Origin of the sequence: Streptomyces sp. NPDC014734 (assembly GCF_043083325.1) — a bacterium.
Classification (GTDB): domain Bacteria; phylum Actinomycetota; class Actinomycetes; order Streptomycetales; family Streptomycetaceae; genus Streptomyces.
In genome coordinates this window covers 67,116-78,654 of the sequence record NZ_JBIBYN010000023.1, presented here as the reverse complement: position 1 = coordinate 78,654, position 11,539 = coordinate 67,116, and the positions used below count along the sequence as shown (strand labels likewise).

Genomic DNA, 11,539 nt, shown 5'->3' with positions numbered 1-11,539 from the left:
CATCACTCACCCTGGACGCACGACCTCACTCACCGGGCCAGTTCGGCTTCCTCTTCTCGTTGAACGCGGCCACACCCTCGGCCCGGTCGCCGGAGAAGGCCACCGACCGCCACGCGGCGTCCTCGACCTCCAGGCCGGCCCGCAGATCGAGACCGTGCCCGACCCTCAGGGCCCGCTTGGCGGCCCGCAGCCCGACCGGGGAGTTGGCCGCGATCCGCCCTGCCAGCGCGAGCGCGGCCTCGCGGTCCCGCCCCGCCTCCACCAGCTCGTCGACCAGGCCGGTCCCGTGCGCCTCGGCCGCCTCCACCCGCCGGGCCGTGAAGACCAGCTCGGCCGCCCGCGCCGCTCCGACCCGCCGCGGCAGCAACTGCGTGCCGCCCCCGCCCGGGATGACACCGACCGACACCTCGGGCAGGCCGACCACGGCGGTGCGGTCGGCGACGATCAGGTCACAGGACAGGGCCAGCTCGAAGCCACCGCCGAGCGCGAATCCGTGCACCGCCGCGATCGTCGGCATCGGCAGCTCCAGCACCCCGGTGTACGCGGCGCGGGCGGTGGGACGCTGACGCAGCAGTTCGGCGTCGGTGAAGGAGTTCCGCTCCTTCAGGTCGGCGCCCACGCAGAAGGCCCGCTCATGGCTGGAGGTGAGGACGGTGACCCGTACGGCCGGGTCGGCGGCGAGCGCGGCGCAGGCGGCGGCGATCGAGCGGGCCATGTCCGTGGACACCGCGTTCATCGCCTTCGGGCGGTCGAGGACCAGTTCGGCCACGTGGTCCTGCCCCTCGTGGACCCGCACCACGACGTATTCCCCGAACCGCTGCTCGGACGTGACGGCCATGACTTCACTCCTCCGGTTAACGATCGTTACCGGGGGGATCCTATGGGGGACCTCGGACACGGGTCCCGGCCGCGGTCGCAGGGATTTCGCGGGCGGTACGGGAGCGGTGTCCGTCCCCACCGCGGCGGACGCGTCCTCAGGACGTGCCGGGGGCGGGGCGTCGGGCCAGCAGCCAGGGTTCCACGACCCCGAGCCCGCGCACCGGCCGCTGCCACATGGGCTGAAGCCCGTAGCGGTACCTCGGCAGGGCCTTCGGCTCCAGGCCCTCCCGGCGCTCCTTCTCGGCGACCGCCGCCTCCTCGGCGGCCCGCGCCTCGGAGGCCGGGGCGTCGCCGGTGCGGGTCAGTTCCTCGGCGAACGCGCCGTCCACCAGCACGGCGTCCTTCGGCGCTATCGAGGTCAGCCGACTGGCGAGATTGACCGTCGTGCCGAAGACATCACCCATCCGGGTCGTGACGGTGCCGAAGGCGATGCCGACGCGCAGGGCGGGCATCGTCTCGTCCTGGGTCATCGCCTCGATGAGGCGCAGGGCGATCTCGGCGGCCGTGCCCGCGTCGTCGGCGGCGAAGAGGACCTCGTCGCCGAGGGTCTTGATGAGCCGGCCGCCGTGGGCGGCGACCAGGTCGGCCGAGGTGGTCTCGAACGCCTCGACCAGTTCGCCGAGCTCCTCCTCCTCCAGGCGTCTGGTCAGCCGGGTGAATCCGACGAGGTCGGCGAAGCCGACGGCGAGCCGCCGGTCGACCATCTCCTCGTCGTCGGCGGCCTGCACGACCCGGCCGGTGGCGGCGGCGAGCTGGCGCCGCCACACGTACACCAGGAACTCCTCAAGCTCCGGCAGGAGCAGTTCGACCAGCGGATAGGTGACCTCGGTCCGGGTCATGCCGGGCTCGGGCGGCTCGGTGAGCCCCTCCAGGAACGAATCGATCTGCCACTCCGCCAGCCGGGCGGTGGTCTGCCCGGTGGACCGGGCGACCTGGATCGCCATCGGCTCGCTGAGCAGCCCCGCCTCGACGAGACCGGCGAGACGGCGCAGCGCCAGTACGTCGGCCTCGGTGAGCGCCCGGGCCTGCCCGATGTCGGCGAAACCCATGGCCCGCCAGAACCGGGAGGCCAGATCCATCGAGACGCCCGCGCTACGGGCCGCCTGGAAAGGCGTGTAGCGGCGGTCGGCGCCCAGAATGAGCTGTTCCAGGCGGATCGCGAGGGGGTCGTCGGTCGGTTCCGCCGTGTGGTCGACTTCGTGATGCGGTGTGGGGTGGACCGAGGGCTCCGACCGGGGCTCCTTGCCCGCGCCGGAGGTCGTGTCGTCGACGGTCACCAGCCGCCTCCTGCCCGTTCCCTGCGCACTGTCCTGCCGATCTGTCGGTGGATCGCCTCAACGATACGGCAGGTGTGCCGTGGCTCACGTCCGCGAGCCGCCCGGAACATTCCCGGAGCATCGTCGAACGCACCCGGCGCGCCCCGGATACGCCCGGGTCGCATCACCGGAAACGGGCCGGGGACGGGCGCGGGCCCGGGTCAGGTGCGGACCTGGAACGAAGACGCACCTGCGGGTGCGGGCCCGGAACGGATACGGGCCGGAAACGGGTGCGGGCCCGGAACGGATGCGAATACGGATACGGACCGGGGCGGGTGCGGGGCGGTGCGTGACCCCGACGGATCACGTCCACGGCGCGGGCCTTCCCCGCACGGCAGTCAGGTCAGCCCGCCCCCGGCTCCCCGCAGATGCACGATGTCGCCCGCGGACAGGGGCTCGCGCAGGCCCTCGTCGGTGGACAGGACCAGTCGGCCGTCGCCGTCGATCGCCACGGCCTCGCCGGTGAGTGTGCGGTCGCCGGGCAACTGGGCCCGTACCGTGCGGCCGAGCGTCGCGCAGCCCGCCGCGTACGCCTCCCGGAGGCCGCCGGCCGCCGCGTCCCCGTCGGCCGCGCGCCACCGGCCGTACCACTCCTCCAAGGATCGCAGCACGCCGCGCAGGAGGGTCTCCCGGTCGGTGGAGACCGCTCCCGCCAGGGAGAGCGATCCGGCCGTGGGGGCGGGGAGTTCGGCGGCGCGCAGAGTGACGTTGAGGCCGGTGCCGATGACGACGCCGTCCCCGGCGCGTTCGGCGAGGATGCCGCCCGTCTTGCGTTCCTCGCCCGCCACCGTGACGAGGATGTCGTTGGGCCACTTCAGAGCGGTGTCGACGCCCGCGGCACGGGCCAGACCGGTCGCGACGGCGACGCCGGTGAGCAGCGGCAGCCAGCCCCACCGCTCGACGGGGATGTCGCCGGGCTTCAGGAAGACCGAGAAGAACAGCCCCGAACGGGCCGGAGCCGTCCAGGTGCGGTCGAGCCTGCCGCGGCCCGTGGTCTGCTCCTCCGCGACCAGCACGGTCCCCTCGGCGAGCCCCGAGGCCGCCCGCGCGGCAAGGTCGGAATTGGTGGACCCGGTGGTCTCCACGACGTCGAGCGAGGTCCACAGACCGCCCGGCCGCACCAGCCCGCGACGCAGCGCGGCAACGTTCAGGGGGGGCCGGTCCAGATCCGACCAGCGGCTGTGAGACGCATCCGAAGGTGTCATGCAAGCCAGACTAGATGTGGTAAACGACGCACTGCCGATCCGTATCCGCGCCGATACGCTACGGATCAGTAGGTGTGCCAGAAGCTGACCGGCCGGTGTTCCGGGCCTGATCAGCAGCACAGTCGTCCCCCGTGACCAGGCAGGGAGCCGCCACCCGATGTCCGAGCCGGAAGAGACCGACATCCACACCACCGCGGGCAAGATCGCGGACCTGCGCCGCCGCATCGACGAGGCGACGCACGCGGGCTCCGCACGCGCGGTCGAGAAGCAGCACGCGAAGGGCAAGCTGACCGCCCGGGAGCGGGTCGACCTGCTGCTCGACGAGGGTTCCTTCGTGGAGCTCGACGAATTCGCCCGGCACCGCTCCACCAATTTCGGCATCGAGAGGAACCGCCCGTACGGGGACGGCGTCGTCACCGGTTACGGCACGGTCGACGGCCGCCCCGTCTGCGTCTACTCGCAGGACTTCACGATCTTCGGCGGTTCGCTCGGCGAGGTCTACGGTGAGAAAATCGTCAAGGTGATGGACTTCGCGCTGAAGACCGGCTGCCCGGTCATCGGCATCAACGACGGCGGCGGCGCGCGCATCCAGGAAGGAGTCGCCGCGCTCGGCCTGTTCGCGGAGATCTTCCGCCGCAATGTGCACGCCTCGGGCGTCGTCCCGCAGATCTCGCTGATCGTCGGGCCGTGCGCGGGCGGCGCGGTCTACTCCCCCGCGATCACCGACTTCACCGTGATGGTCGACCAGACCTCGCACATGTTCATCACCGGTCCCGACGTGATCAAGACCGTCACCGGCGAGGACGTCGGCTTCGAGCAGCTCGGCGGCGCCCGCACGCACAACACCACCTCCGGGGTGGCGCACCACATGGCGGGCGACGAGAAGGACGCCATCGAGTACGTCAAATCGCTGCTGTCGTACCTGCCTTCGAACAACCTCTCGGAGGCTCCGGCCTTCCCGGAGGAGGCGGACCTCGCCACCACCGACGAGGACCGGGAGCTCGACACCCTCATCCCGGACTCGGCGAACCAGCCGTACGACATGCACCACGCCATCGAGCACGTGCTGGACGACGGCGAGTTCCTGGAGACCCAGGCCCTGTTCGCGCCGAACATCATCACCGGTTTCGGGCGGGTGGAGGGCTACCCCGTCGGGATCGTCGCCAACCAGCCGATGCAGTTCGCGGGCTGCCTGGACATCAACGCGAGCGAGAAGGCGGCCCGGTTCGTCCGCACCTGCGACGCGTTCAACGTGCCCGTCCTGACCTTCGTCGACGTCCCCGGTTTCCTGCCCGGCGTCGACCAGGAGTACGGCGGCATCATCCGGCGCGGTGCCAAGCTGATCTACGCCTACGCGGAGGCCACGGTCCCGCTGATCACGGTGATCACCCGCAAGGCGTTCGGCGGGGCGTACGACGTGATGGGCTCCAAGCACCTGGGCGCGGACATCAACCTCGCCTGGCCGACCGCGCAGATCGCCGTGATGGGCGCGCAGGGCGCGGTGAACATCCTGCACCGCAGGACGCTCGCCGCCATCACCGATCCCCGGGAGGCGGACACGACCCGCGCCGAGCTGATCGCGGACTACGAGGACGCGCTGCTCAACCCGTACGTGGCGGCCGAGCGCGGCTACGTGGACGCGGTGATCATGCCGTCCGACACCCGCGCCCACATCGTGAAGGGGCTGCGTCAGCTCCGCACGAAACGGGAATCACTGCCTCCGAAGAAGCACGGCAACATCCCCCTCTAAGAAAGGTCCCTGGCCATGATCAAGGTCGTACGGGGCAACCCGACTCCGGAGGAACTGGCCGCCGCGCTCGCGGTGGTCCGGGCGCGTGCCGCTGCGACGGCCTCCGGCACGTCGTCCGGGGGCCCGGCGCTGCCCGGGCAGTGGTCCGACCCGGGCCGCGTCGCCCGCCACGAGCACCGGGTACCGGGGCCGCGCGCCTGGGCCCGGACGTACTGGCCCGGGTAGTCGGCACACCGGCTCGGGCGTACGTTCGCCCGCCCATTCGCCCGTGCGCGCGTGCGGAGGTCCGGGCTCCCGGCGGTCGCCGGGTCCGGGCCTCCGGCGCGTCGGGACACGATCTGGTCCACACGCGCCACGGCGCCTGAGTACCCGTACTCAGGCGCCGTGTCCGGCGTCGCAGCAGGATCGGTCCATGCTGTGGTCCGACCCGGAGAACAAACCACCGAAGGAACTGCGCGACGCGCAGAACATGATGCGGCGCGCGGGGCTCGTCCTCGCGCTCGCGATGGTGGTCCTGATGCTGGCGCTCGGAACACGCTGAGACCGGCGGCACTCCTCGGCCGCCGCACGCGGACGGCCGTGCCGGGCCGTCGCCCTGCCGGGCCGGGTGCCGCGTCGCCCCTTCTACGATGGCCCGTATGACTGATCAGCGCCGTCTCGTGCTCGCCTCCGCCTCCCCCGCCCGTCTCGGTCTGCTGCGGCAGGCCGGATTCGCGCCCGAGGTGATCGTCAGCGGGGTGGACGAGGACGCCCTGAGCGCCGCGACGCCGTCCGAGCTGGCGCTGGTGCTCGCCGAGGCGAAGGCCGCCGCGGTGGCCGGTCGGCCGGAGGCGGCCGGCGCCCTGGTCGTCGGATGCGACTCGGTCCTCGAACTCGACGGCGAGGCGCTGGGCAAGCCTGCCGACGCCGAGGAGGCCACCGCCCGCTGGAAGTCCATGCGCGGCCGGGCCGGTGTGCTGCGGACCGGTCACAGCGTGATCGACACCGCGACCGGGCGCACGGCTTCGGCGACCGCGTCCACGACCGTCCGTTTCGGCGAGCCGACGGACGCCGAGGTCGCCGCCTACGTGGCCTCGGGCGAGCCGCTGCACGTGGCGGGCGCCTTCACCCTGGACGGCCGTTCGGCGCCGTTCGTCGACTCCATCGAGGGCGACCACGGCAACGTCATCGGACTCTCGCTGCCGCTGCTGCGCCGTCTGCTGGGCGAGCTGGGGATCTCCGTCACCGATCTGTGGGTCTGACCGGTTCCTCGGGTCCCGCCCGGCTCCACGGCCCGGCCCTGCGGGTCCCACCCGGTTCCGCGGGTCCCACCCGGCCTAGGACGTGTCTGACAATTCCGCGTGGATCAGCGGGCGTCGTCCTGTGCGGTGCGTCGCAAGGCGCCGGGAAGTCCTTGTAGCGGAGCTACCAGGGCTTTTCGGCAACGCGGCGAGGTCCCGTGCGGGGCGGCGCCCGCCCGCGTGGAATGGTCAGACACGGCCTAGCGGATTCGCCCCGGTCGCCCCGGCGGCCGGGGGCTCGGGCACGACACCGCTCCGGGCTCGGAGCCCGTCCGGGTGACCTTCGACCGGAAGCGTGCGTGCCAGGACGTGGCAGCCCGGCCAGAGGCCACCCGGCAGGCTCTCAGACCGCCGCCGGTGCGACCGGCCCGGACTCGTCTCCGGGCCCGCCGTCGGTGGACCCGCCACCCGCGTGGCGGTCCCCCTCCGGACCCCGGTCCTTCTCCGGGCCGTACACCACCAGGGTGAGCACGATCAGCCCGAACGTCACCATCAGGCACGCGAACGCGGCCCAGCCGACCGGCCCGACCGCCAGCGCGCCGAACACCCCGTGCCCCACGGCACAGACGATGAGGGCGATGCGGCCGATCCGGCCGGGTATCCGGTCGCGCGCGCCGGTCAGCAGCAGCACCAGCCCGCACAGCACCAGGCAGAGACCGAGCACGCCGCCCGCCGCCCAGGCGCCGTCGGCCATGGCGGCGGGTTCCAGCCCGGCCAGTGACATGTCCTGGTTCCTGACCACCGCCGCCAGGACGACGTTGACCAGCACGACGCCCGCGGCTTCCGCGAACAGCACCAGCGCGGCAACGAACGCCACCGTTCTGCGCACCACGGCGCCCACCCCCTGTTACCTGTAGTACGTGGTTACCTGTAGTACGTGCGACAGCGCGGACCCTACTCATCGGTAACGCCCGGGACAAGGCTTCGTGCGGCCGAGGCCGCCGTTGCCCTGCCGTCGCATGCCCGTCGCACGCCCGTTCCGCTCCCGACGTGCTCCCGTTCCCGCCGGGCCCCCGCCCGCGGCACCCGCTCGCGCGCTCCCGCGCGCCCCGTGTTCGCAGCGCTCGCGCGTCGGGCAAAGAATCGTTCGCCCATTAGTGGGGACTCCACAAAGAAACGCCGAGTCGGGCTGCTTGCATGAACAGAGACCTGGACCACACCTTGCGACTACTGTGCGGTCATGAGTCCCGGCGTACCTTGGTGCCACAAGGGATTTCGCGACTGGAGCAAGCCTCGAATCACACTCCGTGTGGGCAAGCTCACCATTGGGGACGGGTCGTAGGGCCGTGTCGGTAGTCCCTAAACTCAGCTTGTTTCAAGGAGGGAGCCATCGTGCGCAAGGTGCTCATCGCCAACCGTGGCGAAATCGCTGTCCGCGTTGCTCGGGCATGCCGGGATGCGGGGATCGGGAGCGTGGCCGTCTACGCCGACCCGGACCGTGACGCTCTGCATGTTCGCGCGGCCGACGAGGCATTCGCCCTGGGCGGTGACACCCCGGCCGCCAGTTACCTGGACATGGCCAAGGTGCTCCAGGCTGCCAAGGACTCCGGTGCGGACGCGATCCACCCCGGCTACGGCTTCCTGTCGGAGAACGCCGAATTCGCGCAGGCGGTCATCGACGCGGACCTGACCTGGATCGGCCCGCCCCCGCAGGCGATCCGTGACCTCGGTGACAAGGTCGCCGCCCGGCACATCGCGCAGCGCGCGGGTGCCCCGCTGGTGGCCGGTACCCCCGACCCGGTCGAGGGCTCCGCCGAGGTCGTGGCGTTCGCGGAGAAGCACGGTCTGCCGATCGCGATCAAGGCCGCCTTCGGCGGCGGCGGTCGCGGGCTGAAGGTCGCCCGCACGTTGGAGGAGATCCCGGAGCTGTACGACTCCGCGGTGCGCGAGGCCGTCGCGGCGTTCGGCCGGGGCGAGTGCTTCGTGGAGCGTTACCTCGACAAGCCGCGCCACGTCGAGACGCAGTGCCTGGCGGACCAGCACGGCAATGTCGTCGTGGTCTCCACCCGTGACTGCTCGCTCCAGCGCCGCCACCAGAAGCTGGTGGAGGAGGCCCCCGCCCCGTTCCTCTCCGAGGCGCAGAACGCCGAGCTGTACGCGGCGTCGAAGGCCATCCTCAAGGAGGCCGGATACGTCGGTGCGGGCACCGTGGAGTTCCTCGTCGGCACGGACGGCACCATCTCCTTCCTGGAGGTCAACACCCGCCTCCAGGTCGAGCACCCGGTCACCGAGGAGGTCACCGGCCTCGACCTGGTCCGCGAGATGTTCCGCATCGCCGACGGCGAGGAGCTCGGCTACGGCGACCCCGCCCTGCGCGGGCACTCCTTCGAGTTCCGGATCAACGGCGAGGACCCGGGCCGGGGCTTCCTCCCCGCCCCCGGCACCGTGACCGTCTTCTCCCCGCCGACCGGCCCCGGTGTCCGCCTGGACGCCGGCGTGGAGTCCGGCAGTGTGATCGGCCCCGCCTGGGACTCGCTCCTGGCGAAGCTCGTGGTGACCGGTGCGACCCGTGAGCAGGCGCTGCAGCGGGCGGCCCGCGCACTCGGCGAGTTCAACGTCGAAGGCATGGCCACCGCCATCCCGTTCCACCGCGCGGTCGTCGTCGACCCGGCGTTCGCCCCCGCCGACGGCACCCCGTTCACGATCCACACCCGTTGGATCGAGACAGAGTTCGTCAACGAGATCAAGCCGTTCACCGCCGCCGCCGACGCGGAGGCCGAGGACGAGGCGGGCCGCGAGACGGTCGTCGTCGAGGTCGGCGGGAAGCGCCTTGAGGTCTCCCTGCCCTCGTCGCTGGGCATGAGCCTGGCCCGTACCGGACTCGCGGCAGGCGCCAAGCCGAAGCGCCGCGCGGCGAAGAAGAGCGGCCCGGCCGCCTCCGGCGACACCCTGGCGTCCCCGATGCAGGGAACCATCGTCAAGGTCGCCGTCGAGGAGGGCCAGCAGGTCCAGGAGGGCGACCTCGTCGTCGTCCTGGAGGCCATGAAGATGGAGCAGCCGCTGAACGCGCACCGGGCCGGCACGGTCAAGGGGCTCAGCGCCGAGGTCGGCGGCTCGGTCTCCTCCGGCGCCGTGATCTGCGAGATCAAGGACTGATCGGGCGGCACCCGACGCTTCACCGGGGCCCTGCGGAGTCGGACGACTCCGCAGGGCCCCGGTCGCCGTTCGGCGGAGGCGGGCATCACCCGGTTCGCAGGCCCTCTCCGGACGTGCGGTGGCATCCTGGACCCCGGGGCGGATGACGAGGGAGGACCTGGCCATGGTGACGAGCACGGCGCGGAAGCCGTCCCGGCCCATGCGCGCCGACGCGCGCCGCAACTACGAACGGCTGCTGGGCGAGGCGCGTGCCGCCTTCGCGGAACACGGCACGGACGCGTCGCTGGAGGACATCGCGCGGCGCGCGGGTGTCGGGATCGGCACGCTGTACCGGCACTTCCCGAGTCGGCACGCGTTGATGAACGCCGTCTTCCAGGAGGCCCTGACAGCCCTGATCGACCGTTCCCACGAGCTGGCCGCCGCCGAACAGCCCTGCCGGGGCCTGGTGGAGTGGCTGGGGGCGATCATCACGCACGCGGGCGAGTACCGCGGGCTGGCCCAGGCGCTCATGTCGACGTCACGGGACGAGACTTCGGCGCTGTCGCCGTGCAACGTGCCCTTGCGCGAGGCGGGCGCGGTGCTGTTGGCGCGGGCGCAGGAGAGCGGGGCCGTGCGGGCGGGTGTGTCCATCGACGACCTGCTGCAACTGACGAACGCGATCGCGCTGGCGTCGGAACAGTCCCCGGACGATCCGGAACTGGCGGGAAGGCTGCTGACGTTGACCCTGCTGGGGCTGAAGGGGACTGCCGCGGAAGCGGGTTGAGGGGAGCCCCGAAGGGGCGGTCCGAAGCCGCGGGGACAGCCCGAAGGGGCAGCCCGAGGGGGAAATCCGAAGGCGCGGTCCGAGGGCGGCGGGCGCAGGAGGTGCCCGCCGCGGCACGTCGGTGCCGGTCCGTCGGCCGGACGCTATCGGCGCCGCAGGTCGGCCACCCTGGACCGGTCCCCCTGTCCCTGGTCCGCCAGCACGGCGGCTCCCCGCAGTTGCTGCGGGCCCGGCGTCCCGGGACCGCCGCCACGGGTACGGCGCTGGCCGGGCAACGGCATCTCGCGGCGCGGCTGCCGACTCGGCGGGGGCGCCTCGGCCGGTGCCGGACCGCCGCCGGCTCCGGCCACCGCGATCTGCACCCCCTGGTCCGCCAGGGCCTGGAGTTCGGTGGCGGCCCGGTCGTCGTGCGCGGGCGGCTCGTCCGTCACCAGGCGGGTGATGAGATCGGTGGGCACCGTCTGGAACATGGTGTCGGAACCGAGTTTGGTGTGGTCGGCCAGGACCACCACCTCCGCCGCCGCCTGCACCAGGGCCCGGTCCACGCTCGACGAGAGCATGTTGGACGTGGACAACCCGCGCTCCGCGGTGAGTCCGCTCCCGGAGAGGAACGCCCGCGAGACCCGCAGCCCCTGGAGGGACTGCTCGGCCCCGCTGCCCACCAGGGCGTAGTTCGAGCCGCGCAGGGTGCCGCCGGTCATCACCACCTCGACCCGGTTGGCATGGGCCAACGCCTGGGCGACCAGCAGGGAGTTGGTGACGACGGTGAGGCCGGGGACGCGCGCGAGTCTGCGGGCCAGCTCCTGTGTGGTCGTACCGGCGCCCACGACGATGGCCTCGCCCTCCTCGACGAGCCCGGCGGCCAGGTCGGCGATGGCCGTCTTCTCGGCGGTGGCGAGATGGGACTTCTGCGGGAAGCCGGACTCCCGTGTGAACCCGCCCGGCAGCACCGCACCGCCGTGCCGGCGGTCGAGCAGCCCTTCCGCCTCCAGCGCCCGCACGTCGCGCCGTACGGTCACTTCGGAGGTCTGGACGACGCGGGCGAGCTCACGGAGCGATACAGCCCCGTTGGCGCGCACCATTTCGAGGATCAATTGACGACGTTCTGCAGCGAACACGAAACTGACAGTAACGCGCCCACCCGAGCGTTTTCAGCAGTTTGCACCGAATAACAGAAGTTGCACACACAAGAGGTCGTCAAGTGGTATAAGCGGCCCCGTCGTTGCTCCGCACCGATCGTCCTACGGTCG

General features: G+C 72.0%; 11 protein-coding genes. 6 read left to right on the top strand and 5 right to left on the bottom strand.

Annotation, left to right across the window (positions count from 1 at the left end):
- Positions 1-25: 25 nt before the first annotated feature.
- The 3 genes from ACF1CT_RS29675 to ACF1CT_RS29665 form a co-directional block, all read right to left on the bottom strand.
- The gene (locus ACF1CT_RS29675) at positions 26-838 is read right to left on the bottom strand and encodes an enoyl-CoA hydratase/isomerase family protein (RefSeq protein WP_391787050.1); all 813 of its coding nucleotides are present in this window, start codon (positions 836-838) and stop codon (positions 26-28) included.
- A 136-nt stretch (positions 839-974) separates the two neighbouring features.
- Positions 975-2,156, bottom strand: a complete 1,182-nt coding sequence (locus tag ACF1CT_RS29670; protein WP_391787049.1) for an adenylate/guanylate cyclase domain-containing protein — start codon at positions 2,154-2,156, stop codon at positions 975-977.
- A 377-nt stretch (positions 2,157-2,533) separates the two neighbouring features.
- The gene (locus ACF1CT_RS29665) at positions 2,534-3,400 is read right to left on the bottom strand and encodes a biotin--[acetyl-CoA-carboxylase] ligase (protein WP_391787048.1); all 867 of its coding nucleotides are present in this window, start codon (positions 3,398-3,400) and stop codon (positions 2,534-2,536) included.
- Positions 3,401-3,557: 157 nt separating this feature from the next.
- On the opposite strand from ACF1CT_RS29665, the gene ACF1CT_RS29660 reads away from it, so the two are divergent.
- The 4 genes from ACF1CT_RS29660 (at position 3,558) to ACF1CT_RS29645 (ending at position 6,391) form a co-directional block, all read left to right on the top strand.
- Entirely contained in the window at positions 3,558-5,150 is a 1,593-nt protein-coding gene (locus ACF1CT_RS29660; RefSeq protein ID WP_391787047.1) for an acyl-CoA carboxylase subunit beta, read from the top strand.
- A 15-nt stretch (positions 5,151-5,165) separates the two neighbouring features.
- Complete coding sequence (locus ACF1CT_RS29655; protein ID WP_391787046.1) at positions 5,166-5,375, top strand: acyl-CoA carboxylase epsilon subunit; 210 nt, start codon at positions 5,166-5,168, stop codon at positions 5,373-5,375.
- A gap of 187 nt (positions 5,376-5,562) precedes the next feature.
- Positions 5,563-5,691 (top strand): morphogenic membrane protein MmpB, encoded by a 129-nt coding sequence (mmpB, locus tag ACF1CT_RS29650; RefSeq protein ID WP_391787045.1) that lies wholly within the window; start codon positions 5,563-5,565, stop codon positions 5,689-5,691.
- Positions 5,692-5,779: 88 nt separating this feature from the next.
- Positions 5,780-6,391: a nucleoside triphosphate pyrophosphatase gene (locus ACF1CT_RS29645; protein WP_391787044.1), complete on the top strand. Its 612-nt coding sequence runs from the start codon at positions 5,780-5,782 to the stop codon at positions 6,389-6,391.
- A gap of 382 nt (positions 6,392-6,773) precedes the next feature.
- On the opposite strand, the gene ACF1CT_RS29640 is transcribed toward ACF1CT_RS29645, so the two are convergent.
- Complete coding sequence (locus ACF1CT_RS29640; RefSeq protein WP_391787043.1) at positions 6,774-7,271, bottom strand: hypothetical protein; 498 nt, start codon at positions 7,269-7,271, stop codon at positions 6,774-6,776.
- 491 nt (positions 7,272-7,762) lie between these two features.
- Here ACF1CT_RS29640 and ACF1CT_RS29635 point away from each other — a divergent pair, with 491 nt between their 5' ends.
- Entirely contained in the window at positions 7,763-9,526 is a 1,764-nt protein-coding gene (locus ACF1CT_RS29635) for an acetyl/propionyl/methylcrotonyl-CoA carboxylase subunit alpha (protein ID WP_391787042.1), read from the top strand.
- Positions 9,527-9,725: 199 nt separating this feature from the next.
- Complete coding sequence (locus ACF1CT_RS29630) at positions 9,726-10,289, top strand: TetR/AcrR family transcriptional regulator (protein WP_391787115.1); 564 nt, start codon at positions 9,726-9,728, stop codon at positions 10,287-10,289.
- A 143-nt stretch (positions 10,290-10,432) separates the two neighbouring features.
- Here ACF1CT_RS29630 and ACF1CT_RS29625 read toward each other — a convergent pair whose 3' ends face one another.
- On the bottom strand, positions 10,433-11,407 hold the full coding sequence (locus ACF1CT_RS29625; protein WP_391787041.1) for a DeoR/GlpR family DNA-binding transcription regulator: 975 nt from the start codon (positions 11,405-11,407) through the stop codon (positions 10,433-10,435).
- Positions 11,408-11,539 lie beyond the last annotated feature (132 nt).